A 25,163-nucleotide genomic window follows, 5' to 3' on the forward strand; every position below is an offset into this window, starting at 1 on the left:
GGGCCCGCGGTCGGCTTCACTCAGAGCGCAGCGCCTCCACCGGGTCCTCCCGGGCCGCCTTGCCAGACGGGACCAGGCCGGCCAGCACGGTCAGGCCCACGGAGATCAGCACCAGGATCACCCCGGCACGCACCGGCAGCCGGGCGATGGACTCCACGCCGAAGCGCCCGTAGATGAAGGCGTTCAGGGGCAGGCTCACCAGCAGGGTGATGCCCACGCCCATGAGGCCGGCCATGAGTCCCTCGATGACGGTCTCGGCGTTGAACACGTGGCGGATGTCCGAGCGGGAGGCACCCACCGCCCGCAGGATGCCGATCTCCTTGCGGCGCTCCAGCACCGAGATGTAAGTGATGATGGCGATCATGATGGAGGAGACCACCAGGGAGATGGCCACAAAGGCGATCAGCATCCAGGAGATGATGTTGACGATCCGGGTCACCGAACTCATCAGGACCCCGACCACGTCGGTGTAGGTGATGACCTTGTCGTCATCTCCGGCGGCCACCTGCTGGGCGTTGTAGTCCTCCAGGATCTGCTTGACCGAATCCTTGGCCTCGAAGTCCTTGGGGTAGATGTCGATCTCGCTGGGGTTGTCCAGGTCCGCCCAGCCCAGCGCGGTCAGGTTGGACTCGTAGGTGGCGGGCTCGGTGGTCACCAGGGTGGCCAGCAGCTGGCTGAGTTCCTCCGGGGTCATGTCCAGTTGGAAGGCCTGCGCGAAGGCGTCCGGGTCCACGCTGACGGCGTCGGCCAGGTTGGTGACCAACTGCGTGGTGGCGGCCTCGATCTGAGCAGTGATCTGGGTCTGGATGGCGGTCATCATCTGGCTCATGGCGGTGGCCATGGCCTGCTGCACGGCGCTGGACAGGGCGTCGGTGATGGAGCTGGTGACGGCGCCGGCAACCTGGGACCCGATCTCGGCCACCAGCTGGTCGCGCACGGCGTCGGAGATGTCGGCGACGGCAGGGTCGGCGCCCAGCGCAGCGGTCAGGTTCTCGGTGAGTTTGGTCGAGTCGATGACCTCGTCGGAGCCGAGGGTCTGCGCGATGGTGCGCTGCACATCCTCCTGGGAGAGGTAGTCGGTCACGAGCGTGCCCAGGTCCGGGTCGGCTGCGGGATCGTCGGGGTCCTCCCCGGACACGTGTTCGGCGTAGTAGTCGGTGAAGTCGGCGATCAGCCGTTCATCATGGTGGCGACCTGTTCGTCGGCGCCCTCCTTGATGACGCCGTCGGACAGGGCCTGCGTGATCAGGGTTACGTAGTCGACGTCGGCGAGCTGCGGGAACTGCTCCTCCAGGTCGGTCAGGCTGAGCGAGGACAGATCCAGGTTCGACAGGTCAATGTCGGGCTGGGCATTGGCCAGCCCAGACAGGTCCAGGGCGGAGAAGTCCATCTGGGTGGTGTCCAGGCCGGACAGGTCGATGCCCGACAGGTCCATGCCGGAGATGTCCAGGGCGCTGGGGTCGATCTGGAAGGCGGCCCGCAGCTGGGACTCGTCGATGTTGAACAGGTTGGCGAAGTCGAACTCGGTGTCGCCGGTTGCGTCGGCCTCCTCCGCGAAGGTCTTGCCGGTGAACACGTCCACCTCCGGGTCCGCCAGCTGGGCCTTGACGATCTCGGAGTCCGCGGCCTGTTCCACCAGGTGCTCGGTCAGCGCGGGGGTGTAGTAGACCCCGGGAGTGAGAGAGGCCTGGGCGCCTTCCGCACGCACGATGCCGACCACGGTCATGGTTTCGCCGTTGGCCACCAGATCGGACATGAAGGCGGCATCGGTGGACTTGTCGGTCCAGACGCCGTAGTCAGCGTCGTAGGCGTAGCGCTCGTAGGCGGGGACGAGGCTCAGGGTGCGCCCGATCAGGTCGTTGTAGGCGTAGGTGCGCTCTGCATCGGAGTCGGCCGAGTCGACGGCAGCGGTGGAAGTCGGGCTGGCAGTGGCGGTCGCGGAGCCCGCCGTCGCCGCTGTTGTCGCGTTCGCGGAAGCTGCGGCCACGCCGTCGGTGGCTGAGCCCGTGGTCATCGCGCCGCCGGTCGTAGTGGTGCTGTACATGCTGCCCGTCATTCCCGACACATAGGTCTGCACCAACTGCTCCAGCTCATTGTGCTCGCGTAGGCCGAGTGCGTACTCGGTCAGGTCACTCATGCGGCCGTCCTCGGGAAGGACGATGACCAGCTCGTTGTATGCGGTAGGCCAGCGGCCGGCGGCGAGGTCGTATTGATCGGCATACAGGTCCGTGTCGGTGGCCAGCTGCTGAAAGGCGGTCATTTGCATGGTGGTCGTCATGGCGCCGAAGCTGGCGAAGGCCGTGTCTGGGTTGACCTGGGTGGGCATCTGTCCGGTGGAGTCGGCGTCGACCGGTAGGTACAGCTGCGGGGTGACGTCGTAGAGGTACTCGATGGCGTTGGTGTAGGCGTCAATGTTGCCGCCGTCGGCGTCCAAATAGGATTTGAGGGAGGCCAGGTCGTTGGTGTTGGCGGAGCGAGCATGTTGCTCAGGGTGCGCCGCTCCCCCACGACGCCGTCGGGCAGGTCGTCCTGTGTGGTGGTCTCGGTGGCCTGGGCGATCAGGGAGGTGTAGTCCATGCCCAGCCGCTCGATCTGGAGTGGGTAGGAGGAGAGCGTCTCCTCCTCGGTGCGTGCGATGTAGGCGTTGACCCCGTTGGCCAGCGCCAGGATCAGGGCAATGCCGATGATGCCGATGGACCCCGCGAAGGAGGTCATCAGGGTGCGGCCCTTCTTGGTCATCAGATTGCTGAAGGACAGCGACAGCGCGGTGAGCGGCCCCATGCGGGTGCGGCGCGGCGAGCGGGCCTCGCGGGCGTCGTCGGCCGCAGGCTGGTAGGGCGCGGTGTCGGAGGTGATGCGCCCGTCGGCGAGCTCGACGATGCGGGTGGCGTAGTCGTGGGCTAGCTCGGGGTTGTGGGTGACCATGATGACCAGCCGGTCGGAGGCGACCTCGCGCAGCAGGTCCATCACCTGGATGGAGGTGGTTGAGTCCAGGGCGCCGGTGGGTTCGTCGGCCAGCAGGATCTCCGGGTCATTGATCAGGCGCGGGCGATGGCGACACGCTGCATCTGGCCGCCGGACAGCTGGTTCGGCCGCTTGTGCACGTGCTCGGACAGCCCCACCTGGTCGAGGGCCTCCAGGGCACGGCGGCGCCGCTCTCCGCGGGAGACGCCGGTCAGAGTCAGGGCGAGTTCTACGTTGGCCAGCACGCTCTGGTGCGGGATCAGGTTGTAGGACTGGAAGACGAAGCCGATGCGGTTGTTGCGGTAGGCGTCCCAGTCGCGGCTGCGGTAGTCCTTGGTGGAGATGCCGTCGATGACCAGATCACCGGAGTCGAAGTGGTCCAGGCCGCCGATGATGTTGAGCATGGTGGTCTTGCCGCTGCCGGATTGGCCGAGCACGGCGACGAACTCGTTGTCCCGGAAGGACACGGTCACGCCATCGAGGGCGGTCTGGTCGAGGGAGGCGGTGCGGTAGGACTTGGTTATCTCGTGCAGCTCAAGCATGGGCTCTCCGGAGCGGGGGTCGAGTCCCAGACCCTATGACGTTTTCCTGAAAGAACCAACAAAGCTGCGCCGCCCGCATCCAGTCATGGGGCGCGTCGGCCGAACATTGTCGCAAACGGTCACAAACGCCAGATCCGACGCCCCACCCCGGCTCCAAAACCGCATGATTCCAACGATCCGCAAACAGCCATCCGGACCCGGAAGCGCGTTTGTGACCGATTCAGACAATCAGCCGCTCCGCAGGGCGGCCAGGACCGCGCCGGCGCGCCCGCACCGGACGACGATCTCTGCCTCAGTCCTCCAGGACACCGGTCCAGGCCAGGAAGTCCACGGTGCGCTCCACCGCCGTCTCGAAGTCCGCATCCGCGAAGCCGTGGCCGGCGCCCGGGATGCGCTCCAGGCGGGCGTCGGGGAGGGTGCGTGCGGCCGCCTGGGAGACGGCCAGCGGCACGTCGGCGTCTGCGTCACCGTGTACCAGCAGCACCGGGGCGTGGTAGCGGCGCATGTCCGCCTCGACGTCCCGGCCCCACAGCTCACGAGCGAAGTCCCGTCCAAGCACGATGTCGCGGCCGTCGACGTGGGAGGTGAAGGTCTCCGGCACCGCGCCGAGGCGTCCGAAGCGACGCCGCACGGCGGCCGGAGCGGCGAGCGCCGGATACCACAGCGCCAGCGCCGCGATCTGCGCCGGGCGGGCAGCGGCCGCCTCCATGGCGACGAGCCCGCCCTGGCTGCGGCCGAACAGGGCAATGCGGGAGGTGTCCACGAAGGGCCAAGCCCGGGCCGCCTCCAGCACCGCCTCCAGGTCGGCCACCTCGGTGCCGACGGTCATGGCGGTGGTTGGACCGGCCGTGGGTGCCCCTCCCCCGCGGAAATGCGGGGCAATGGCGACGGCGCCCGCGGCGGCCAGGCGCTGCGCCACCGGGGCGACCCGCAGCCCGGACTCCCCCAGCCCGTGACAGCACACCACCAGCGGGGCACGCGCCCGTCCGGCTGCGGCGGCGCGAGGCACATAGGCCAGGGCGTGGACGAGCCGCCCGGGTCGACGTGCGTGGCGGGGACCGGTGCGGTCAACTCACGGGCCAGGTAGTCGTACCCGCTGGCGCCGGTGGCCGCAGTCATGGGCGCCCGTCGCGAGCCTCGAGGCGCGCGGAGTCACCCACAGTAACAGCGCAGACGCTCATGCGACCGTCACTCCTTCCAGCCGCAGCAGGGCGGCCTTGCGCTCGGGCCCGCCCGCGTAGCCGGTCAGCGCCCCGTTCGCCCCGAGCACTCGATGGCAGGGCACGAGCACGCTGATGGGGTTGCGGCCCACGGCGGAGCCGACGGCGCGGGCGGAGGTGGGGCGGCCGGTCTCGGCGGCGAGGTCGGCGGCGATGCGCCCGTAGGTGGTGGTGCGTCCGCGCGGGATGGTGCGCAGCTGCGCCCACACGCGCTGCTGGAATTCGGTGCCGGCCGGCGCCAGGGCGGGGGTCGGCCCGGGGTCCGCGGCGGCGAAGTAGCGCTCCAGCCAGGTGCGGGCCTGCGCCAGCGCCGCGGGCTCGGCCGGGTCGCCCGCGGCCACGGTCAGCGCATCGTCGGCCAGCCCGGCGCGGTCGTGGTTCTGCCTGTCGAACCAGGCGCCGACGACGGCGCCGCCCTCGGGCAGTCCCTCCCCCGTGGCAGCGGCCAGCGTCATGGGGCCGAGCGGCGAGTTGAAAGCGCTGAGGTACTTCATGGCTCGCAACACAGTCAATGACTGTACTCGCATCACTGAGCTCGACGGCGGCAACCGGAAGCAGACGGCCGAGGAATGCGCCATGCGCCGTCACTCGCGGGGGTGATCGGCTGCCATCCTTGCTCCCAGTTCTTCGGATCGGGCATGCCCCGGTAGTACAGGATGTTGCACTCGTCGGTCGGTTCGCCGTTGTGAGCGGCGATGAGGAGGATCGTGTCCTGATACGGAGGGGCGACGTCCCCTGTGTCCCTGGGATCGATTACGCGGATGCTATCCATCTGCGCCACGAGGCGGTGCCGGAGCCCGGCGTATTCCGGGTCCTCAATCAGTGCAGCACTGACGACGAGGGCGACGACCCCGTAGTCGGGGATGTGCTCGCACGCCCAGGTCAGTATGCGCGTATCCATGTTGGCCGGTATTGGAGCTCCGGCGGCGTCGTATGCGGCTGCGAGCCTGGCGTCCAGACCGGCGTACCGAGACTCCGGCACCTCGGCGGCTGCTTGCCCGCGGGGCGGGTTGCAGACGATCACGTGGGGCGGGTAGTGGCAGATGGCGGCCTTGTCGAACTCGTCCTGCTCGAACCACGTGGGCTGAAGAGGTAGGTGGCCGAGTACAGGCGCTTTGGCGCCGGACCCAGTGCAGGCAGGTCCAGAAGCAGCGGATCCGCGAGGACCCGCAGTGGCAGCTGGAGACGGGGACCGTCTATGGAGTCCCAGCCGAGTGGATGGTCGGCCGGCCCTGCGCCTCCCATGCGGTATCGATCCGCGCGTTGGCGAGGAACCTGGACATGACACCGGAACTGATCGTGTAGGCGCCGCCGCGAGACCACACGGTCTTCGCCGTCTGCTGACTGACGGCTCCGGGAATCAAGAAGCGCGAGATGAGTTCACCCGCCCCGGCCATTGGGTCGAGGACGTGGGCGTGCTCAGGGTTGCGCAGGCCGAAGGGGCGCAGATAGCGCAGGGCCATCTCATCGGCGGCCCATATGAGAGCGTCTGCGAGCGCGTCAGGCAGCGGGGCGTTGATCCTGCTCATGGCCTCGGGAAAGACGGGGGTGAGGAAGTTCTCGACGAGCTCGTCCAGGAGGGCCATCACAAAGTGGAGGTCGGGATTGATCCAGCTTCGGCGTTGGACCAGGGAGCGCAGGTCATCCAGCGGAGCGAGCAGCTCGAGAATCCGCTCGTTGGGCATTGGTGCCTGGATGAGCTCGAGCAGCGAGCGCATGCTCTCGGCGTCCCGAGGTCCCCTGGTGCGGTATTCCGCCGCGGTAAGGCCGGAGGGCTCACGCAGGAGATTGCCGGTGAGGACGGCATGGACGGTGAGTTCCTCGGCCACTCGCCGCTCCCCCACGATACCGGCGTCGCGCTCAAGCGCGGTAAGGAGAGCACGGATCCACGGATCACTCCGGCGCAGGCACAGCTGGCCCTCGAAGAAGGCATCCAGGTCTGTACGAACCGTGCGTCCTACGCCTGCCCAGCGCTCCCAGTCCACGGGGCCGACGACGTCATCGGCTACCTGCACCAGCGCCCGGTCGCGCTCGGGGCCGGCCGCCGTGCCGGCGTGAAGGATCGTCGCCTTCTCGGGCAGGGTGTAGCCCTGCCCACCACGTCCAGCCGCGAGGTTGCCCGAGTCACGCACCGGATGCCTGGACAGCACCTGCCGCACTCGGGTGAGCAGCGACGCCGTCGGCGCCTGGGGATCAGCCGCACCGGGCGCCTGTTGCCCAGCGATGACGGGTACGACAACGTTGAGGCGGCTTGCGCGCACGGGAACGCACAGGGCGTTGACGAGCACGGTGGTCAACTCCGCCTCGTTCAGCTCCGGCGGCACCACGAGCGTGGCTCCGCGCAGGTCGCCCCGGGCTGCTGCGTCACGTGCCTGCGTGAGCGGAGAACGATCGGAGACGATCGCTACCGCCACGCTCGCCTCGTTGATCACCACCGGTTCGGCGGCGGGGTCCAGGAGCTGCGACGGAACCAGGCTGCACGCGGAGCCGAGCAGACCCATCCGTCCCGAAAGCCGCGCCTTCTCGCGAGCACGCCGCACTCGACCCTGATCTGGGTCCATCGCTGATCTGGGCGTGAAGCCCTCCATACCGGTCATGAAGCCAGAGTATGGCGCAGGTCCGACACGAACTCGGGGGCGTTAGCCCATGGGCAGCGCTCGGTCCCTTACGCTGCCCAACACCGGCCCGAACCAGCGCCTCAGCCCGATCCGGGCCGCCTCGGACCGGAAACCCAGTCACCCCCGTCATGCAAAACAACCGGCACAGCCCCGGCGAAAGAGCACCATCCCCAAGACGAGCCGTTTAACAACGGCTATAACAACAACAGCGGCCAGAAGGACTACCAGCGTTCACGACTGCTACCCTGACATCCAGCAACGAGCCCTACGCTCTCTCGCCATGGCCAACTAAGGCGCTCTGCCGTCATCATCCACCCATACCCGTCTGACACCGACGTCCAAGTACCAGAAGGAACCGGCATGACCTCAGCGTCCACCAAGATCGATCCAGCCGTCCGGTCCCAAGTTGCGGACGAGCTTGGCCGCTACGTCTATATGCTCGTTGACCCGCGAGACGGAGTCCCCTTTTATGTGGGCAAGGGGAGAGGTGAACGGTTTGGCGCACACGGCTGGGAAGCGATGCTCACAAAACCAGAGGAGAAGGAGGACGAGGAAGACACTCAAGACACGGTAAGTAAAAAGGTGCAGAAGATCCGAGACATCCGCGCCGACGAGCGTGAGCCCCAGATATGGATTCTGCGTTATGGCATGAACGATGTCGAATACACGGCAGCTGAGGCGGTCTGCATAGACCTGCTCCGATCCATGCCGATCACACCGATCACCGACGGATCATTGCGCCACCCTGACGGCTTAAAGAAGGAGCAGCTAACGAATGCTCGGCGCGAGCTTAACCGCGGCCACGGGGCAGTGCTTCTCGATGACCTGATCGCCGAGAAGGCGGCACCCGAGCTCACCTACCCCGGCCCACTGTTGACAATCAAACTCGGAGGTTGGACAGAGACTCCCGATGGGGAAGATATGCCCGGAGGCTACAAGCGTTATGGTCATGGGTTCCGATCAGAATGGCTGACTCGCGAGAAACGCGAGGAGAATTACCAGAAGATCGGAGAGTCCGCCTGCGGGTGGTGGCCTCTTAGCATCACTAGAGTAAAAAACAGTGGGATCGAATACGCCGTTGCGGTGCATCGCGGCGTCACACGCGCACTCCTGAGGATCAAACCCGAGTCTTGGGAACCGCAGAAATATCCTAACGGGACTCAGCGCAGCGCTTTCCAGTTTGAAATCGTTGACAGCGGACCGCTGTTCGACGAGCTTGTCGGCCCGTACGGCCACTGGATTCCATCCGAGAAACGCAAACAGGGCGCCTTCTACTGGCCGAGGTGAGCCAGCCCGGTTTCTCTGGAGCGTCCGCCCAAGGCGATCCAGAGAAACCGTGCCGACTACGGATCTACCTACCGGCGACCCTGCGGCTAGCCGCACAGCACGCGCACCCAACCGCGCCTTAGCGGCTACATCGACCGACTTCGACGGTTATATCTACCGATCTCGGTGAGGGGAGGGCGGCGAGTCATCCGCTGAGGCCGCGACGCAAGGCACCAGTGTCGCATTACCGGTACGCCTCCGAGGAGGCGTTGGCGTCGTACTTGGCCACCAGCACCAGGCCGGACAGGGCGTAGGGGCCGCCGATGTAGGGCATGGCCTGCACCAGGGCGGCGGCGACCTTCTGCCGGGTGTTGCCGGCCTTGATCGCCCCGGCCACGTGCGGCGTGAGCTGGGTGGCGGCGCCGATGGCGGCGATGGCCACCAGGCTGATGATCTCCCGCTCGGCCACGCTCAGCACGCCGCGGGACTCGACCTCCCCGAAGCCGATGGCGGTGAGTAGGTGGGGCACCTGGGTGTCGAAGGGCTCGGGCAGGGCGGCGAAGACGGCCTTGACCTCGTCCCCATACAGGGGGATCTGGATGGCCGCGCCGGCCTCGTCCCGGTCCTCGTAGGCGATCGTGGCGGCGCCCGGCAGGGGCAGCTCGACGCCCCGCTCGGTGAGCACCTCGTTGACCACGCCGATGGCGTTGAGAGTCTTGGGGTAGCCGATGTAGGGCTGGCACTGGTAGATGACCTCGCGCAGCTGCTCGGGGGTGGCCCCGACGTTGAGCGCGGCGGCCGCGTGGGCGCGCAGCTGCGGCAGGGTCTGCATGGAGGCCAGGCAGGTGACGGTGATCAGCTCGCGCTCGACGTCGGTGAGCACGCCGGCGGAGAAGACCTCGCCGAAGATGTGGTTCTGGAGGGTCTCCATGAGCTCGGGGTCGGTGTGGCTGGGCTGGGGCTCGACGCCGAACAGGCGGGTGAAGGTCTCGATCGCCTCGGGGGTCAGTGCCATGGGGTCTCCTTGGGACTCGTTCGGATTCTGCTTGGTTGTTCCGCGCCGGGGCGCGGGGCCGACGACGCCCTCGGCGGGACTCGGGCATGATCCTGGCACGGCGCCGACCCCGGCGGACACACCTGAGGGGGTGTCCACCGGGGCCTGTCAGTGCCGCCCGATCGCCGTACGGGCGGCCGGGTTCAGCAGATCCGCCGCATCGGTTGCCCGGCCCTGGCCCGGTCCGGGCAACCGGTGAGGGCCGGCTCAGACCTCCGGGGCGGCGGCGACGTCGCCCAGCAGGTGAGCCATACGCACCACCCGGGCGGCCTGCTTGGCCAGCTCGGCGCGGGTGAGGACCGCGCCGGACTCCGACTCACCGCGCAGGGCGGCCAGGATGTCCTGACGGTCCTCCTCGCAGCCGGGCATGAACAGCTCGTTGCCGGCCTTGATGGTGGCCGCGGCGGTGGCGCGGGGGTACTTCAGGTCGGTGCGGGTCATGGAGTAGACCACCCAGTCGGTCATGACCAGACCCTCGTAACCCCACTCCTCGCGCAGGATGGTCTCCAGCAGCTCCGCGGACTCGGAGGTGTGCACACCGTTGACCAGGTTGTAGGAGGTCATGATGGCGTGGGGCTGGGCCTCACGGACGACGATCTCGAAGCTGCGCAGGTACAGGTCGCGGGCGGCCCGCTGGGAGACGTGGCTGCAAGAGTTCAGCCGGTTGGTCTCCTGGTTGTTGAAGGCAAAGTGCTTGACGGTGACGCCGCGTCCCGGGTGGGCCTGGACGCCGCGGGTGATGCCGGCGGCCATGCGCCCGGCCAGCAGCGGGTCCTCGGACAGGTACTCGAAGTTGCGCCCGCACAGGATGGTGCGGTGCAGGTTGAAGGCCGGGGCGAGCCACAGGTGGGCGCCGAAGTGGTCCATCTCTGCGCCGACCAGGTCGCCGTAGGACTCGGCCAGCGCCGGGTTCCAGGACTGGGCGATGGCCGTGCCGATCGGGATGGCGGTGGCGTACTGCTCGTAGGTGCGTTCCGGGGTGCGCTCGGCTGCGGCGTCGTCGGCCTCACCGCCGAGCGCGGCGATGGACTCGGCGTCCATGAGCTCGGCGAACAGGCCACCCAGGGCCTCACCGAGGGGGAACTTGCCGTCGGCGTCCTCGCCCACCTGGGGCGTGAGGCGCAGGCCGGCGGGGCCGTCGGGCATGACCAGCGAGGGCAGGCCGGCGAAGCGGGTGGTTGTCTGGCCGGCGGCGCCGACGAGCGCCTGAGAGGCCTGACCGATGATGGACTGCTTGTCCGCGGTGTCGGCGTACTGGCCGAGCACGATGTAGGACAGCTCGTCGTCGGACAGGTCCTCCACGAAGTCCAGGGCCTCGCTCAGGTCCACGGGGGCGTGAGTATCCTCGCGCCGCAGGTCCGCGGCGGCCACGGTCAGCCGCGGGGCGTCGGCGGGAACCTCGACGGCGGTCGGGGCGGCGGGCTTGAAGTCGGTGAAGCCGGGCTCGCCCAGGACGTTGTGCAGCTGGCGGACGATCGCCGTCTCGGCCAGCTGGACGACCGCGGCGGGCACCGTGTCGCGGCTGGAGGCGCCGACGCGGACCACGTAGTCGCCGGCCTCGAGCACGGTGGCGGCCTTGGCGGCGTCGTAGGAGGCGATGTCGGTCAGGTCGAAGGTGACCGTGACGTCCTGGCTGGCACCTGCGGCCAGCTCTTCGGTTTTGGCGAAGCCGGCCAGGGCCTGGTAGGGCTGGTCGAGGTCACCGGCGGGCACGGAGACGTAGACCTGGACGACCTCCTTGCCCGCGGCGGCGCCGGTGTTGGTGACGGTGGTCTTGACGGTGATCTTGGAGCCGGCAGCGCTGGCCTCGGGGGCGCCGATGGCGAAGGTCGTGTAGCCCAGGCCGTAGCCGAACGGGAAGATCGGGGCGACGCCGACCGAGTCGAAGTAGCGGTAGCCGACGTACACGCCCTCGCTGTAGTGGGTGTCATCGGGGTCGCCGAAGTCGCCCTCGGTGGAGTAGTCCTCCCAGGCAGCCCAGGTGGTGGACAGCTTGCCGGAGGGGTAGCTCTTGCCGAGCAGGACGTCGGCGAAGGCGTCGCCGATTGCGGCACCCAGCTGGGAGAGCAGGAGGATGTTGCGCACGTCCTTAACCGGCGTCAGGTCGACGACGCCGCCGACGTTGAGCACCAGCAGGAACTTGTCGAACTTGGCGGCGAGTGCGGTGATGTCGCGGATCTCGGAGTCGGTGAGCTTCACGTCTCCCGCCTCGGGGTGGCGGTCGTTGCCCTCGCCGGAGTCGCGGGCGACGACGTAGATGGCGGCCTCACCGTCGCCGTCGAGCGGCAGGTCGAAGGCGGGGGCGGGCTCGACGGCGCCCATGCCGAACATGATCGCGGGCACGCCCGCGGCCTTGGCCTGGGCCTTGAGGTCGGCGACGAAGGCCTGGTGGTTGTCCTCGGCGACGGCATCGTAGGCGTCCAGCCAGGACTTGGTGGTGATGGTGAAGCCGGCGCTGACCAGGCCCTCCTCGAGCGACACGACGTGCCGGGAGTTGACGTCGCCGCTGCCGGTGCCGCCCTTGATGGTGCGCCGCGCGCCGGCCCCGTACAGGGCGAGCCGGCCGGGGGCGGCCAGGGGGAAGGATCCGTCGGTCTTCAACAGCACCATGGATTCGGGCGCCCCCGCGCGCACCGTTGCCAGGTGGTCGATCTCGTACTGGTTCATGTTCTGCTCCACTGTGAGCCCCTCCGTCGGGTCAGGTTGTACGCGCGCTCCTCGGAGAGCACCCGCTGATCACAATCCTACCGCTCGGTCCATTGTTTGGGAAGACCCCGCCCGCCCCCGCCGCGATCGGCAGAAGTTACGCGCCGAGATCGGTAGAAGTGACACGCCCAGATCGGTCGCCGCGGCACGGCGGCCGCGGACAGCGCCACCCCCGCCCCAGTCCGGCGAGCCTGTCGTGTACTATGTCCGATCTCGGACTTACGATGCGCTGGGAGGCACCCATGACCACCGATCTGCTTTCACTGCAGAAGACCATCAACGCCGCGAGCAAACGCATTGAGGAGGCGTACCACCGGGCCGCCCACGCGGCCGGACTCTCAGACTCCGCCTTCGACATCCTCTACGCACTACACGTCGCAGGTGAGGGCTGCTCGCAGAGGCAGCTGTGCGAACTGTGCTTCACACGCAAACAGACGGTCAACTCCGCCATCAAGCGGTTGCAGCAGAACGGAACGGTACGTGTGGAGACGGGCCCGGGACGAGCAACTCACATCTTTCTCACAGAGCGGGGACGAGAACTCGTGACCAACCGCGTCACCCCGATCATCGACGCGGAGATGGCCGCCCTGGACGCACTGTCGCCTCAGCAGCGCACCACCCTCTCCACCGGGCTGCCACGCTACGCCGATGCCCTGGTGAATGCGCTCGACGGTACCGGAGGCCGGCGATGACCACGGAGACGACCATGGACATGTCACGGCACCTGAGCGCACGCGAGCTACTGCGCTACACCCTGCCCTCCATCGCGATGATGGTATTCACCTCTATCTACGGGGTCGTCGACGGCCTGTTCGTCTCGAACTACGCAGGCAAGACGGCATTGGCCGCCATCACCCTGATCATGCCGTTCATCATGATCCTGGGCACCCTCGGCTTCATGATGGGCTCGGGCGGCAGCGAACTCATCTCCCACACCCGCGGCCGGGGCGACGGCGAACTGGCGAACCGCTATTTCTCCATGATCGTCTATGTCACGCTCGGCGCCGGCACCGCGCTGGCGCTCATCGGCGCACTGGCCATGCGGCCCGTAGCCCAGATGCTGGGCGCATCCGGCCAGCTGCTGGAGATGTGCGTCCTGTACGGGCGGATCCTGATGGTCTCACTGCCGGCGTACATGTTGCAGTATGCCTTCCAGACCTTCGCCTCCACGGCGGGCCGGCCCCGACTCGGCCTGTACGTGACGCTCACCGCAGGTCTGACCAACATGTCACTAGATCTGCTGTTCGTCGGGGTCCTCGGCTGGGGGGTGGCCGGAGCGGCCTGGGCCACCGTCACCTCGGAGCTCATCGGCGGGTTCGTGCCGCTTGCCTGGTTCGCACGGCCCAACCCAAGCCTCTTGAGGCTGGGGCGCCCCGCGCGGGACCCGGCCGCGCTGGCCAGGGCCTGCGTGAACGGCTCCTCGGAGATGATGGCGGTGGTGGCCATCTCGGTGGTCAGCATCATCTACAACCTGCAACTGCTTAAGTTCATCGGCCAGGACGGGGTGGCCGCCTATGGCGTGGTCATGTACCTCAGCATGATCTTCACCGCGATCTTCGAGGGCTTCTGCATGGGCGCGGCCCCGCTAATGAGCTACCAGCACGGCGCCGCCAACGACGCGGAGAAGCGCAGCCTGATGCGCACCTCATTGGCCATACTCGGCGTCGCCGGGGCAGCGATGCTGCTCGCCTCCCAACTGCTTGCGCACCCGCTGGCGCTCATCTTCGCCGGCTACGACCACGATCTCATGGCGCTGACCGAGACGGCCCTGCGCATCTTCTCAGTCTCCTTCTTGCCAATGGGCGTGAGCATGTACGGCTCGTCGCTGTTCACCGCACTGGGCAACGGGCTCGTCTCGGCAGCGCTGGCGGCGGGCCGTACCCTCGGCCTGGAGGTGGCCTCGGTCCTGCTGCTGCCGCGGCTCGTGGGCCCCATGGGCATCTGGGCGGCAATCATCGTGGCCGAGGCCATGGCCGCGCTGGCCGTGGGCGCGCTCATCAACTGGCTGGGACCCCGGTATGGACTGCGAGACCGCCGAACCATCTCCGAGGAGCAGACCAAAGCGCCTGCGCCTGGGCACCCCGCCGCCATGGCCGCGCCACTGCCGAAGAGGTGATTCGGGCCGTGCATCCTGCGTTCGCACTGCTCCATAAGGCCCGCGGAGACGGTCAGCCGGGCAGGATACCGACCCGGCGCAGGTAGTCGACGTCGGCGGACACGGCCTGTTCCCAGTCCGAACCGGTGAATCCGTGTCCCGCACCGTCGATGGTGACCAGCTCCGCATCGGGATAGGTCTGGGCGGCTCGCTCGGAGTAGGCGATGTCCACAACCGCGTCGGCACTGCCGTGAACGATTAGGACCGGGTCCGTGTATCCGGCCATATCGGCGAAGACGTCGTAATCCCACATGTCCTCGGCGTAGACGCGCCCGAGCGTCACCCACCGGTAGAAGTAGCTGTCTCCTACCTGGTCCAAGGAGGGGAAGAAATCGTGCAGGTCGTCGGTAATGGAGAACGCCGGATACCACAGCATGAGGCCGGCCACGCGATCCGCGTGACGGGAGGCGGTGATGGCCGAGACGGCACCGCCCTGCTGGCGCCGAACAAGACGATCCGCTCCGGGTCCACGAAGTCCCAGGACCGGGCGGCATCCATGACGGCCTCCAGGTCGGCGACCTCGGTCATGACCGACATGTCCGTCATCTCACCCTCGCTCATGGTTCCGCCGCCGCCCCGGAAGTCGAAGCAGTAAGCGGCCAGTCCCAACTGGGCCAGCGCCTCGGCCGTCGCCCCGAGGTCTTGATAGGAGCCGGTCAGCCCGTGGGAGCAGATGACCAGGGGCACGCGTTCCTGGCCGGTATTGGGGACGTAGGCCAGGCCGTAGATGAGTTGCCCGTTGTTTTCCAAGGTCAGTTCGCGCGTCTCATGGGCGTAGGTCGGTAGATCCGAGGGCAGGGCGGCGGCGGAGGCCCCCTCCTGCACGCCCTCGGGTACGCCCGCAGCCTCCGACGAAGCGGCTGTGCCGGTCGCAGAAGCATCTCCCTGTGTGCCGCTACAGGCTCCCAGCGTGGCGATCGTGCCAGCACCCGCCAGCAGACCCAGCGCGCCCCTTCTACTCATTGGTCTCCTTCCCGCGCGATTCATCGGCATTCTCGTTTCCTCTCAGGTCTGGGCGCGCCGCCTCCACGACGTCAGGACCGCCTCTTTTGCCATCATCGGCCCACAGCAGACACCCTATCGCCGCGTAGAGCGCCCACAACAGGCACCCTTGGTACCTCCATCGCGCCGCAGATCCCCCGACTTGCAAGCGACTCAACCAGCGGTTGAGTCGGCGAAGCGCCCGCACTCCTACTCGCGGATTCCGTGATCAACGAACGCGTGCTACCGCTGCGCGTACCAGACCCGTCATCATCGTGATTGCGACGTCGCCAGGCGTCCCGCCGCACCCGGCGAAACACCAACGCCCAGCAGGTCTGGCGCACAACACTTTGGAAAGCAGGCAGATACATGAAGCAGTCGGTCGGACGCAATATCGCGAGGCTGCGGCTCGCACGCGGCATGACCCAGGAGCAGCTCGCCAAACGTATGAGTGTCACCCCGCAGGCGGTCAGCAAGTGGGAGAACGATCTGAACTACCCGGACGTGGCCACCCTGCCCGCCCTGGCGGCCTGCTCGGCACCAGCGTCGACGCGCTGCTCGCCGTGCCCGACGACGGCGCACCCGTTGACACCCCGACGCTTCCCCAGCCGCACCCTTCCCAGCGCCGTCGCCGGCATCACCCCCAGCGGCGTCGTCGCCCGCTGTGCCCGCAGCCACCGGCTTCACCCTGGTGCGGCCCGAGCCCATGGCGGAGGGCGCCGGGCAAGCACCCCGGACGGCCGGGCGCAGCCTCCACATCGAGGTCCGGGGCCCGCAGAACAATGTCGACCTAGCATTCCCCATGCAGGCGGTCTCCGCGCTGGCGGCCCTCATCGCGAACGTGCCGCAGGTGCGCACCGCCGTCGGCACGCACGGCATCGACCTCAATGCGCTCCTGGCGACCTCGTACAGCGCCCTGAACAGTGCCGGACCGAGCACCCTGATAGACGTCACCGACGAGGAAGACCGGGTGCGAATCTGGGTGGATTGACGGCTCTTCCAGTTTGTGGGTGTGGTGGGTGGTGGGTGTTGCCGGCCTGGTGGGTTGGATGCTGGTGGCGTGTATGTCCGGGTGCCCCCGCCGTGGGGCGGAATGTCCAAGTTCGGCACAAAGGCCGCCGACGACCGCTGAGGCCGTTTCTGAAACCGCATGATTCCAACGTTTCGCCCACGGCTGCCAGCGACGTCGGGGTCGTTTATGCCGGTCCTGGACACTTTGGGCCGCCACGCACGGGAACGAGCACCAACGGCAGGCCACCGTGGGTGGACAGGCCCACCCACCTGGCGTCGCCCCGGAGTGCAACAGCACAACCCCCGGGGAGCTGGCTTGGACCCGCCTGGGACTCTCGGCTCGGCGCCCGGGGCGTTGGTCGGCGGCGGTGAGGCCAGCCGGGCCCAGCGCCCACACCGTTCCCGGGCCCCTACTTGGACCGCGAATCTGCGGTTGGACCGTCTGGGGGTGCGTCTGGGGCGGTCCAGGTGCAGCCTGGCGGTCCGAGTGCAGCCTGGCGGTCCGAGTGCAGCAAGACGGTCCAAGTAGGCGCGGGCCAGTCGGCCCAACCGCAAGCAACCACAGTCCAGACACCACACCACCCTGACCTCCACACCCACAAACCGGAAGAGCCGGATTGACCCTCGAGGAAGACCGGGGCGGGTGATCAGACGCGGATCGGAGGGTAACGGCGCAGCTGCCTCGCCCTCCGACCCGCGTGCCGCGCCCCTGGCCGAGGGCCTCCCGCCGTGCGTCTACACACACGAGTTCGCCTCTCACACACGGATTCTCCTCAGGGACACGAGTATTTGAAGCTTTGCAGGTGTAAAGCACGTGTAGAAGTCCGAAACGCGTGTCCTTGGCGGCAACGCGTGACCATGGCGCAGTACACGCCGGCTATTCCTTGCTCGCCCCACCTCCTCATCCGTGCCGCCGCACCACTTCTACCGATCTCGGCGGAGGGAGCGAGTCAGACCGTGTGGCTGCGCACCCAGTCGAAGACATCCGCCGCCTCGCTGCGGCCGCCCGAGCGCAGCAGCAGGTAGAAGGTGGCGTGCGCCATGGCGTCACGAATGGGGACGACGACGCGATCAGGTCCGGGCGCGGACAGCGCGGGCGCGTCGGTGATGAAGTGCGGCAGCGACGAGCTGCGGGTGAGTTGTTCGAAGACACCGTGGTCCTCCTGCACCACGAACTGGGAGTGGGGCAGGTAGCGGTCACAGCGCTCGCGCCAGAAGCCGATGTCCGCCAGGAGCAGGAAGGTCTCGCCGTCGAGCTCGGTGGCGCTCACCTCGCTTCGGCCCGCGAGCGCATGCTCGGCGGGCAGGGCGACGGCGAGGTTCTCCACCATCAGCCAGGCCGAGCGCACGGTCGGCAGCGGGTGGGGTCGCAGGGAGATGCCCAGGTCCAGCTCTCCGCTCACGACCCCCTCCTCTACCTCCTCCCGGCTGAGGCTCTGGGAGGTGAGCACCAGGCCGGGGAAGCGCTCAACAATCAGGGCCGTGAGCCGCCACAGCGGCGCGGGGGCGACGGTGCCCACGCGCAGTGCCCGAGTACGGCGGGCGACGTCGTCGACGGCGGCGCGCAGCGCCTGCTCCTCACGCAGGAGCCGGCCGGCGTGCTCCAGGGCGACGCGTCCTGCCTCGTTGAGCACCAGGCGGCGTCCGGGCCGGTCGAAGAGGGGCTGGCCGAGCTCGGCCTCCAGGCGTTGCAGCGAGCGGCTGAGCGCCGGCTGGGACAGGTGCAGGGAGCGGGCGGCGGCACTGAGGGTGCCCTCGCGCGCGATCGTCTCCAGTTGGCGCAGCTTCTCGAAGTCCATCCAGTCCCCCGGCTTATGCATCTGACGCATTAACAGTTCCGATATTGGCATTTTACATACCGGGCCTTTACGGCGAAGACTTATGCACACCGCGACGGTTTACCCGAAGCGACCCTGTGATCCCGAAGCCGATACGAGGAGCAGACCATGACCACCATCCCGTCCTTCACCATGCACAATGGCATCGATATCCCGGCGCTGGGCTACGGCGTCTTCCAGATGACCTCCGACCAGGTGCGCGAACACCTGCCGCAGGCCCTCGAACTCGGCTACCGACACATCGACACCGCCAACGCCTACTTCAATGAGGTAGCCGTCGGCGAGGTGGTGCGAGGCGCCATCGCCGCCGGCACCGTCAAGCGCGAGGACCTGTTCATCACCTCCAAGCTGTTCCCCCAGTCCTACCCCTATGAGCAGGCGGTGAAGGACATCGACGCCACCCTGGAGCGCCTGGGCCTGGACTATCTGGACCTGCTGCTGTTCCACCAGCCCTACGGCGAGTACGTCTCCGGCTGGAAGGCCATGGAGGAGGCCGTAGCCGCGGGCAAGGTCCGTTCCATCGGCCTGTCCAACTTCCCCATCACCAAGTTCCAGGAGATCCTGGACGTCGCCACCATCAAGCCGGTCGTGAACCAGGTGGAGGCCCACCCGCGCTGGAACCAGCACGAACTGAAGGCGCAGATGGACCGGGCCGCCGGCGCCGAGATCCTGGTGGAGGCCTGGTACCCGCTCGGCCACGGCGACAAGACCCTGCTGGAAGAGCCCGCGATCGCAGCCGCCGCACAGCGCACCGGCGCACCCCGGCCCAGGTGATCCTGGCCTGGCACCTGGCGGAGAAGAACATCACCTTCCCCAAGACCCTGAACCCCGCCCACATGGCCGACAACCTCGCCGCCCTGGACGTGAAGCTGACGCAGGCGGAGATCGCCGCGATCAACGAGATCCCGCAGGCCCCCTACTACGTAGTCCCCGACGAGCCGCCCGCCTTCACGACGACGGTCATGGACTACTCCCAGCAGGCCTGACCCGTCCGATTCGCGCGCCCTCGCCGTCCAGCCGCCGCACGCACCGATCGACCATCCGCACCAGAACATCCAGCGATCCGCAACCCGGATTCACCACCCGCCTCAGGAGGCAACTCATGACCACCGTCCCCATCAAGACCCTCAACAACGGCGTCGAAATGCCCGTGCTCGGCTACGGCGTCTTCCAGACCCCGCCCGAGGAGACCGAGCGCTGCGTGAGCGAGGCCCTTGAGGTCGGCTACCGGCTCATCGACACCGCCCAGCCTACGGCAACGAGGAGGCGTCGGCGCCGCCGTTGCGAAGAGCGGCCTGCCGCGCGAGGACGTGTTCATCACCTCCAAGATCTGGGTATCCAACATGAACTACGAGCGCGCCACCGCATCGATCGACGAGTCGCTGGACAAGCTCGGCACCGACCACATCGACCTGATGCTGCTGCACCAGGCGATGGGCGACTACCCGGGCGCCTACCGGGCTATGGAGGACGCCTACAAGGCCGGCAAGCTGCGCGCCATCGGCGTGTCCAACTTCTACCCTGAGCGGCTGGTGGACGTGGCCGCGCTGGCCGAGATCCCGCCGGCCGTCAACCAGATCGAGACCCACCCCTTCCGTCAGCAGGACGCCGCGCACGCGGTCATGGCCGAGCTCGGCGTCGTCCACGAGGCCTGGGCGCCCTTCGCGGAGGGCCAGAACAACATCTTCGCCAACCCGACCCTGGCCGAGATCGGCAGCCAGTACGGCAAGAAGCCGGGCCAGGTGATCCTGCGGGCACTGATCCAGAAGGACGTCGTGGTCATCCCGAAGTCCACCCACCGCAACCGCATGGAGGAGAACTTCGATGTCTTCGACTTCGAGCTGAGCGAGGAGGACCTGGCCACCTTCTCCGCCCTGGACGACGGCACGCTGCCGCGGATCTTCGACCACTACGACCCGAAGGTGGTCGGCTGGCTGCTGCGCGACATGGTCAAGCAGCAGATCGGCGGCGGCTCGCTGTACTGACGGCCGAGATCGACTACTCACGAACCACGCACGAAGGAAGACACACTATGGCTGAGAAACAGACTGCCGGTCGCGACCACCTGGGCGACCTCGCCCCGCAGTTCGCCGCTCTCAACGACGACGTACTGTTCGGGGAGGTCTGGGCGCGCGAGGAACAGCTCAGTGCCCGCAACCGCTCCATGATCACCATCGCCGCCCTCTTCTCCGCGGGGCTGTACCCTCAGCTGCGCGCCCATCTCGAACTCGGCAAGGCACACGGCATCACAAGGGAGGAAGCCGTAGAGATCGTCACCCAGCTCGCCTTCTACTGCGGCTGGCCCAAGGCCTGGAGCACCTTCCCCATGGTCGCTGAGATCTGGGACGACGACGCCGAGGAATGAGAGGGGCAGAGCATGAGAACACGCCACCTGGGAACCCTAGAGGTCTCCGAGATCGGCATGGGCTGCATGGGACTGTCCCACGGCTACGGGCGCATCCCCGACGAGGAGGAGTCGATCGCCGCCATCCGCGCCGCCTTCGACGCCGACTGCACCTTCTTCGACACCGCCGAGGCCTACGGACCCAACCTCGACCCGGCCAACCGGGGCCACAACGAGCGCATCATTGGGAAGGCGGTGGCGCCCTTCCGGGACGAGGTTGTGCTGGCCACCAAACTGCACCTGCCCACCGAGGAGGTGCGCGCCGACGGCGTCGAGGCCACGCTGCACGCGCACCTGGCCGCCTCGCTTGAGCGCCTGGGCACAGACCGCGTCGACCTGTACTACCTGCACCGCATCAACCCGGAGGTGCCGATCGAGGACGTGGCCGCGGGTATGGGCGCGCTCATTGCAGAAGGTCTCATTCGCGGCTGGGGACTGTCGCAGGTGGACGTGCCGGTGATTCGCGCCGCCCACCAGGTCACGCCCCTGGCTGCCGTGCAGAACATTTACTCCTTGGTCGAGCGCGGCATCGAGGCCGAGGTGCTGCCGTTCTGCGCCGAGGAGGGCATCGGCGTCGTCCCCTTCTCCCCCATAGCGTCCGGGCTGCTGTCCGGTAAGGTCACCACCGCCACGCGCTTCGAGAAGAACGACGACGTGCGCAACTGGGTCCCGCAGCTGCAGCCCGACAACCTCGCCGCCAATCAGCCACTAGTGGACCTGCTGACCACCTTCGCCGCCGACAAGGGGGCCACCAGCGCGCAGATCAGCCTCGCCTGGATGTTGGCCAAGTGGCCGCACGTGGTGCCGATCCCCGGTTCGAAGCGCCGGGAGCGGATCCTGGAGAACCTGGGCGCCGCAGACGTCACACTGACCGCCGCGGAGCTGGCCGACCTGGAACGGGCACTGTCCGCCATCGAGATTCACGGACACCGTGGCTTCGACGAGTCCGAGGGACGCAGCTTCCTGGACCGTCCGCGCTGATCCGCGCCAAGGATGGTTGGCTCCCGGAGCGCGCCCAGGGGCCGCGGGTCGGTACCAAATGGGACGCTCACCATGTTCCGGTCCCCCGAGCTTCAATGGTGGCGCGGTCCTCCAACAGCCGGCGCCCCATGCCGGGTGTGAACGGCAGCGGTACCGGGTTCGTGCCGCGCCGCTGGTAGACGTCGGCTACTGGCTCCGATCGGTGCGCACGCCGTCGAGGAACAGCGCCAAGTGGCGGCGGTAGAGGTCGGGGGCGTCGTCCGGGCTGGCGTCCATGATGCCGACGAGCGCCACCTGCAGGTAGGCGATGTCGCGGGCGGTGCAGTCGGACCGCAGAGTGCCCTGCGCGTGCGCGAGTTCTATCACCTGTTCAAGATAGGGATTGATCTGCGCTTTGCACTCGCGCACCGACTCGAATACTGACCCGGCCGGACACATCAGGCACGCAGGCCCCGGTTGGATGCCTGTAGGCGCATCGTCTGCTCCAAGTAGTCGACCAGCGCCCGCCAGGCGTCGCCCGCCTGTGCCGTCGCACGCGCCCGCTCCACCTCCTGCTGAAGCTGTTCGGCGAATAGCGCGGCGACCAGGGCGTCCTTCGTGGGGAAGTGCCGGTAGACCGTGCCGACGCCGACTCCCGCGTCCCGGGCGACGTCCTTGAGTGTGACCGCCAGGCCCTCGGCGCTGAAAAGCCGCTCGGCGGAGGCCAGCAGCTTAGCGCGATTGCGGGCCGCGTCCTTCCTGGTCGGGGTGACTGCTGCACTGGGCATGACGCCATGCTAGTCGATACGGACCGGTATTTCCGCTTTCCGCTCAGGCCTGCTACGCTCACCTGAAGCGGACCAAGTGATCCGCTTTCAATCATCGTCTCAGCCGCCAGAAAGGCAAACCTCTCATGCTGCTCGCACTCACCGGCGCCTCCGGAAACCTCGGACGCCTCGCCATCGACGAGCTCCTCTCCCGTGACGTCCCCGCCGGCAGATCGTCGCCATCGTCCGCGACCCCGCCCGGGCCACCGACCTGGCCGAGCGCGGCCTGATCGTGCGCCGGGCGGACTACGCAGACCCGACGGCGCTGCGGGCCGCGCTGGACGGCGTGGACCGCCTGCTGCTGATCTCCATTTCCGGCACCGGAGCCTCCGCGGCACACCGCAACATCATCGAATCCGCCCAGGACGCCGGCGTGGGCCACATCGCCTACACCTCCATCCTCAACGCCGACCACAGCAGCAACCCGCTCGCCCCCGAGCACTACGCCACCGAACGCATCCTTGCCGCCAGCGGCATCCCGACCACGGTCCTGCGCAACGCCTGGTACCACGAGGTCTACACCCGCCTGATCCCCAGCAGCCTCGCCTCCGGGGAGGTCGTGGGCTCCACCGGTGAGGGACGGATCTCCGGCGCAGCCCGTGCCGACTTCGCCGCCGCTGCCGCCACGGTCCTGCTCGACGATGCCGTACCCGAGGCCGGTACTCCGCGCATCTACGAGCTCGGCGGTTCCTCCTTCACTCTGGGTGAGTTCGCGCGCACGCTGTCCGATGTCACCGGCCGCACCATCACCCACCGTAACCTGACCGACGTCGAGTACACGGCCGAGCTTGAGGCCGCCGGAGCGGGGGCCAGTGCGGGACTGGTTGTGGGAACCGATGCCTCCATCCGGGCCGGGGAGATGGAGACCGACTCCCAAGACCTGGCGCAACTGGTCGGCCGCCCGCTCATCCCGCTCGCGCAGACCATCCGGCAGGTCCTGGAGGCGCAGGCATGAGTGCGAGTACGGCAGAGGCTCCGGCAGGAGCGCCGCGGAGATTCTCGGGAAGGACCGTCGTGGTCACCGGGGGCGCGGGGAACATCGGTAGCGCCATCACCCGACGGTTCGCCGCCAAGGGCGCCGTCGTCAATTTCACGCGCGGATTGGCCTTCGACCTGGGCAAGTGGGGGATCCGGGTCAACGCCGTCGCACCGGCCCTGACCGTCCCTGACGACCTGGCCGCCACCGCCCCGGTCAGCGAGTGGGTCGCCCGAGGCGAGCAGCGCCAAGCCCTCCCCGGCCATGCCAGGCCGGACGACGTCGCCGCCGCGACGGCCTTCCTGGCCAGCCAGGACGCGCGCTTCATCACCGGAGCCGTCCTGCCCATCGACGGGGGTATCTCGACAGCAAGCGGCCTGCCCGACTTCTCCTAGTTCTTCTAGACGCTCGTTGGGGCGGCGCGCTGAACGCGCCGCCCCAACGACGATTGCTCAGGACCGCCTGCCGTGGGCACGCTCGGGTTATTCAACCGAGCGGGAACCAGCCGCCGGACTCGAACCAGTATCAGGCCAGGTTCTGCGCGAGGAACGCGTCGACGGCGTCGAAGGGAATCAGATCCACCCGGTCGTAGAGGTCGATGTGGCGCGCACCGGGGACCTCGACGATGCTCGCGCTGTCCCCGATCTGCTCCTTCGCCTCCTCGGTGAACCAGCGGGAGAAGGCCAGCTCACCAACGAGCATGAGCACCGGCCGCGGGGCGATGTCCTCCAGATAGCGCAGGCCGCCGTAGCCAGGTAGCCCAGGTGGCTGACGGCGACGTGCCCACCCTGCGAGTGCGGGTGGTAGCCGCGGTCGTTGCTCTTGACGTAGTAGTCGAAGAACTCGCTCGTGATCGGGTCCAGCTCCACGTCCGCGGGCGGCACCTCCTCGGGGAAGACCGGGTCATAGGCGGCCTCGCCGGAGTCGAGGTCGGCCCAACGCTGGGCGGCCAGCCGGTCCCGCTCGGCGCGGCGGTCGGCGTCGCTCCAGCCGTGCTGCCAGCCGTTGCGGTAGTTCTCACCGATGTCGTACATGGACGCGGTCACGACCGCCTTGATGCGGGAGTCGATGCGCGCGGCCCCCAGGCTGAAACCGCCCGAGCCGCAGATGCCCACCACGCCGATCCGCTCGCGGGACACGTACTCGAGGGTTCCCAGGTAATCCACGCCGGCGCTGAAGTCCTCCATGAAGATCTCCGGGGAGGAGACGAAGCGCGGTTCGCCGGAGGAATCGCCCTTGTAGGAGGGGTCGAAGGCGAGGGCGACGTAACCGCGCTGGGCGAGCTCGTTGGCCCACACGCCAGGCATCTGCTCCTTCACGCCGCCGTGACTGGGGCCGATGACGACCGCCGCGTGCCGAGCGGTCCTGTCGAGGTCCTTGGCGGTGTACAGGTCCGCGGCGATGGTGATGCCGTAGCGGTTCTTGTAGTTGACGCGCGTGCGCTCCACCTCCGGCGAGATTACAAACGTCAGACCGTCTGGTTGCAAGGGCACTTCGTGTTCCTTTCTGCTTTGGACGCAGGGCCTCCGCATCCCGTGTGCGGCAGGCTGCGTCAGCGTATGCGGGAACGCCGCGCCGGGGAACCACCGATTGGGGTTCTCTCCGTGCCCGTGTCAACCGGAATACGCCGTCGGCCGCGCAC

Annotated in this window: 24 protein-coding genes and 2 pseudogenes; 13 read left to right on the plus strand and 13 right to left on the minus strand. The window is 67.9% G+C overall.

Features of this window, described 5'->3' with window-relative positions:
• Positions 1-16 precede the first annotated feature (16 nt).
• The 5 genes and pseudogenes from BW737_RS14715 to BW737_RS14735 all read right to left on the minus strand — a co-directional run bounded on the left by BW737_RS14715 (position 17) and on the right by BW737_RS14735 (position 7,322).
• Positions 17-3,505, minus strand: a pseudogene (locus tag BW737_RS14715) (ABC transporter ATP-binding protein/permease).
• Between the two features lie 292 nt (positions 3,506-3,797).
• Entirely contained in the window at positions 3,798-4,514 is a 717-nt protein-coding gene (locus BW737_RS14720; protein ID WP_257210907.1) for an alpha/beta hydrolase family protein, read from the minus strand.
• 168 nt (positions 4,515-4,682) lie between these two features.
• Positions 4,683-5,219: a methylated-DNA--[protein]-cysteine S-methyltransferase gene (locus BW737_RS14725; protein WP_086614674.1), complete on the minus strand. Its 537-nt coding sequence runs from the start codon at positions 5,217-5,219 to the stop codon at positions 4,683-4,685.
• Positions 5,220-5,251: 32 nt separating this feature from the next.
• Positions 5,252-5,749: a hypothetical protein gene (locus BW737_RS14730; RefSeq protein ID WP_086614673.1), complete on the minus strand. Its 498-nt coding sequence runs from the start codon at positions 5,747-5,749 to the stop codon at positions 5,252-5,254.
• Positions 5,750-5,921: 172 nt separating this feature from the next.
• Positions 5,922-7,322 (minus strand): hypothetical protein, encoded by a 1,401-nt coding sequence (locus BW737_RS14735; RefSeq protein WP_143233408.1) that lies wholly within the window; start codon positions 7,320-7,322, stop codon positions 5,922-5,924.
• Between the two features lie 381 nt (positions 7,323-7,703).
• Here BW737_RS14735 and BW737_RS14740 point away from each other — a divergent pair, with 381 nt between their 5' ends.
• Entirely contained in the window at positions 7,704-8,630 is a 927-nt protein-coding gene (locus BW737_RS14740; protein ID WP_086614671.1) for a GIY-YIG nuclease family protein, read from the plus strand.
• Positions 8,631-8,853: 223 nt separating this feature from the next.
• Here the strand turns inward: BW737_RS14740 and BW737_RS14745 are convergent, their stop codons facing one another.
• Complete coding sequence (locus BW737_RS14745) at positions 8,854-9,624, minus strand: carboxymuconolactone decarboxylase family protein (protein ID WP_086614670.1); 771 nt, start codon at positions 9,622-9,624, stop codon at positions 8,854-8,856.
• Between the two features lie 246 nt (positions 9,625-9,870).
• Positions 9,871-12,330 carry a glycoside hydrolase family 3 N-terminal domain-containing protein gene (locus BW737_RS14750; RefSeq protein ID WP_180272245.1) on the minus strand — a complete coding sequence of 820 codons (2,460 nt, stop codon included), beginning with the start codon at positions 12,328-12,330 and terminating at the stop codon, positions 9,871-9,873.
• Between the two features lie 281 nt (positions 12,331-12,611).
• Here BW737_RS14750 and BW737_RS14755 point away from each other — a divergent pair, with 281 nt between their 5' ends.
• Together BW737_RS14755 and BW737_RS14760 are read left to right on the plus strand one after the other, a co-directional pair.
• A complete protein-coding gene (locus BW737_RS14755) occupies positions 12,612-13,061 on the plus strand; it encodes a MarR family winged helix-turn-helix transcriptional regulator (protein WP_180272246.1) in 450 nt (149 codons plus the stop codon).
• Entirely contained in the window at positions 13,058-14,485 is a 1,428-nt protein-coding gene (locus tag BW737_RS14760; protein WP_218961936.1) for an MATE family efflux transporter, read from the plus strand. Before BW737_RS14755 ends, BW737_RS14760 begins: the two co-directional genes overlap by 4 nt.
• Before the next feature lie 52 nt (positions 14,486-14,537).
• Here BW737_RS14760 and BW737_RS19045 read toward each other — a convergent pair whose 3' ends face one another.
• Positions 14,538-14,900 carry an alpha/beta hydrolase family protein gene (locus BW737_RS19045; protein ID WP_257210908.1) on the minus strand — a complete coding sequence of 121 codons (363 nt, stop codon included), beginning with the start codon at positions 14,898-14,900 and terminating at the stop codon, positions 14,538-14,540.
• On the minus strand, positions 14,831-15,487 hold the full coding sequence (locus tag BW737_RS19050; RefSeq protein ID WP_257210909.1) for an alpha/beta hydrolase: 657 nt from the start codon (positions 15,485-15,487) through the stop codon (positions 14,831-14,833). The genes BW737_RS19045 and BW737_RS19050 overlap by 70 nt, the downstream gene beginning before the upstream one ends.
• Positions 15,488-15,925: 438 nt before the next feature.
• Between BW737_RS19050 and BW737_RS19055 the strand changes: the two are divergent.
• Positions 15,926-15,973 (plus strand): annotated as a pseudogene (locus tag BW737_RS19055) (hypothetical protein); the annotation flags it as partial.
• 196 nt (positions 15,974-16,169) lie between these two features.
• Positions 16,170-16,496, plus strand: a complete 327-nt coding sequence (locus tag BW737_RS19060) for a hypothetical protein (protein ID WP_257210924.1) — start codon at positions 16,170-16,172, stop codon at positions 16,494-16,496.
• A 970-nt stretch (positions 16,497-17,466) separates the two neighbouring features.
• Here BW737_RS19060 and BW737_RS14775 read toward each other — a convergent pair.
• Positions 17,467-18,345, minus strand: coding sequence for a LysR family transcriptional regulator (locus BW737_RS14775; protein WP_257210910.1), 879 nt, complete (start codon positions 18,343-18,345; stop codon positions 17,467-17,469).
• A gap of 117 nt (positions 18,346-18,462) precedes the next feature.
• On the opposite strand from BW737_RS14775, the gene BW737_RS14780 reads away from it, so the two are divergent.
• The 5 genes from BW737_RS14780 (at position 18,463) to BW737_RS14800 (ending at position 21,739) form a co-directional block, all read left to right on the plus strand.
• The gene (locus BW737_RS14780; RefSeq protein ID WP_086614668.1) at positions 18,463-19,128 is read left to right on the plus strand and encodes an aldo/keto reductase; all 666 of its coding nucleotides are present in this window, start codon (positions 18,463-18,465) and stop codon (positions 19,126-19,128) included.
• Positions 19,125-19,340, plus strand: a complete 216-nt coding sequence (locus tag BW737_RS14785; RefSeq protein WP_086614667.1) for a hypothetical protein — start codon at positions 19,125-19,127, stop codon at positions 19,338-19,340. The genes BW737_RS14780 and BW737_RS14785 overlap by 4 nt, the downstream gene beginning before the upstream one ends.
• Before the next feature lie 324 nt (positions 19,341-19,664).
• Complete coding sequence (locus BW737_RS14790; RefSeq protein WP_257210911.1) at positions 19,665-20,339, plus strand: aldo/keto reductase; 675 nt, start codon at positions 19,665-19,667, stop codon at positions 20,337-20,339.
• Between the two features lie 47 nt (positions 20,340-20,386).
• Complete coding sequence (locus tag BW737_RS14795) at positions 20,387-20,719, plus strand: carboxymuconolactone decarboxylase family protein (RefSeq protein ID WP_086614666.1); 333 nt, start codon at positions 20,387-20,389, stop codon at positions 20,717-20,719.
• Between the two features lie 12 nt (positions 20,720-20,731).
• Entirely contained in the window at positions 20,732-21,739 is a 1,008-nt protein-coding gene (locus BW737_RS14800; RefSeq protein ID WP_086614665.1) for an aldo/keto reductase, read from the plus strand.
• 186 nt (positions 21,740-21,925) lie between these two features.
• On the opposite strand, the gene BW737_RS14805 is transcribed toward BW737_RS14800, so the two are convergent.
• Together BW737_RS14805 and BW737_RS14810 are read right to left on the minus strand one after the other, a co-directional pair.
• Entirely contained in the window at positions 21,926-22,147 is a 222-nt protein-coding gene (locus tag BW737_RS14805) for an SbtR family transcriptional regulator (RefSeq protein ID WP_143233410.1), read from the minus strand.
• A 29-nt stretch (positions 22,148-22,176) separates the two neighbouring features.
• A complete protein-coding gene (locus BW737_RS14810; RefSeq protein WP_086614663.1) occupies positions 22,177-22,506 on the minus strand; it encodes a TetR/AcrR family transcriptional regulator in 330 nt (109 codons plus the stop codon).
• 125 nt (positions 22,507-22,631) lie between these two features.
• On the opposite strand from BW737_RS14810, the gene BW737_RS17105 reads away from it, so the two are divergent.
• From BW737_RS17105 to BW737_RS14820, 3 genes are read left to right on the plus strand one after another with little or no spacing between them, the layout of a single operon-like run.
• Entirely contained in the window at positions 22,632-22,775 is a 144-nt protein-coding gene (locus BW737_RS17105; protein ID WP_218961937.1) for a hypothetical protein, read from the plus strand.
• Positions 22,775-23,500: an NAD(P)H-binding protein gene (locus tag BW737_RS14815; protein ID WP_257210921.1), complete on the plus strand. Its 726-nt coding sequence runs from the start codon at positions 22,775-22,777 to the stop codon at positions 23,498-23,500. Before BW737_RS17105 ends, BW737_RS14815 begins: the two co-directional genes overlap by 1 nt.
• Complete coding sequence (locus BW737_RS14820; protein ID WP_086614662.1) at positions 23,497-23,916, plus strand: SDR family NAD(P)-dependent oxidoreductase; 420 nt, start codon at positions 23,497-23,499, stop codon at positions 23,914-23,916. The genes BW737_RS14815 and BW737_RS14820 overlap by 4 nt, the downstream gene beginning before the upstream one ends.
• 177 nt (positions 23,917-24,093) lie before the next feature.
• Here the strand turns inward: BW737_RS14820 and BW737_RS14825 are convergent, their stop codons facing one another.
• Complete coding sequence (locus BW737_RS14825; RefSeq protein WP_218961938.1) at positions 24,094-25,014, minus strand: alpha/beta hydrolase; 921 nt, start codon at positions 25,012-25,014, stop codon at positions 24,094-24,096.
• Between the last annotated feature and the right edge of the window lie 149 nt (positions 25,015-25,163).

It is taken from the genome of Actinomyces ruminis, from assembly GCF_002154335.2.
In the GTDB taxonomy this organism is placed as follows: Bacteria; Actinomycetota; Actinomycetes; order Actinomycetales; family Actinomycetaceae; genus Actinomyces; species Actinomyces ruminis.

What these genes read in the sequence shown, in the direction of transcription:
- BW737_RS14820 (WP_086614662.1), top strand. Translation starts at nt 23,497, where the DNA reads ATGAGTGCGAGTACGGCAGAGGCTCCGGCAGGAGCGCCGCGGAGATTC.
- BW737_RS14725 (WP_086614674.1), bottom strand. Translation starts at nt 5,219, where the DNA reads ATGAAGTACCTCAGCGCTTTCAACTCGCCGCTCGGCCCCATGACGCTG.
- BW737_RS14750 (WP_180272245.1), bottom strand. Translation starts at nt 12,330, where the DNA reads ATGAACCAGTACGAGATCGACCACCTGGCAACGGTGCGCGCGGGGGCG.
- BW737_RS14735 (WP_143233408.1), bottom strand. Translation starts at nt 7,322, where the DNA reads ATGACCGGTATGGAGGGCTTCACGCCCAGATCAGCGATGGACCCAGAT.
- BW737_RS14745 (WP_086614670.1), bottom strand. Translation starts at nt 9,624, where the DNA reads ATGGCACTGACCCCCGAGGCGATCGAGACCTTCACCCGCCTGTTCGGC.
- BW737_RS14760 (WP_218961936.1), top strand. Translation starts at nt 13,058, where the DNA reads ATGACCACGGAGACGACCATGGACATGTCACGGCACCTGAGCGCACGC.
- BW737_RS14755 (WP_180272246.1), top strand. Translation starts at nt 12,612, where the DNA reads ATGACCACCGATCTGCTTTCACTGCAGAAGACCATCAACGCCGCGAGC.
- BW737_RS14740 (WP_086614671.1), top strand. Translation starts at nt 7,704, where the DNA reads ATGACCTCAGCGTCCACCAAGATCGATCCAGCCGTCCGGTCCCAAGTT.
- BW737_RS14795 (WP_086614666.1), top strand. Translation starts at nt 20,387, where the DNA reads ATGGCTGAGAAACAGACTGCCGGTCGCGACCACCTGGGCGACCTCGCC.
- BW737_RS19050 (WP_257210909.1), bottom strand. Translation starts at nt 15,487, where the DNA reads ATGAGTAGAAGGGGCGCGCTGGGTCTGCTGGCGGGTGCTGGCACGATC.
- BW737_RS17105 (WP_218961937.1), top strand. Translation starts at nt 22,632, where the DNA reads ATGCTGCTCGCACTCACCGGCGCCTCCGGAAACCTCGGACGCCTCGCC.
- BW737_RS14810 (WP_086614663.1), bottom strand. Translation starts at nt 22,506, where the DNA reads ATGCCCAGTGCAGCAGTCACCCCGACCAGGAAGGACGCGGCCCGCAAT.
- BW737_RS14780 (WP_086614668.1), top strand. Translation starts at nt 18,463, where the DNA reads ATGACCACCATCCCGTCCTTCACCATGCACAATGGCATCGATATCCCG.
- BW737_RS19045 (WP_257210908.1), bottom strand. Translation starts at nt 14,900, where the DNA reads ATGCTGTGGTATCCGGCGTTCTCCATTACCGACGACCTGCACGATTTC.
- BW737_RS14775 (WP_257210910.1), bottom strand. Translation starts at nt 18,345, where the DNA reads ATGCGTCAGATGCATAAGCCGGGGGACTGGATGGACTTCGAGAAGCTG.
- BW737_RS14800 (WP_086614665.1), top strand. Translation starts at nt 20,732, where the DNA reads ATGAGAACACGCCACCTGGGAACCCTAGAGGTCTCCGAGATCGGCATG.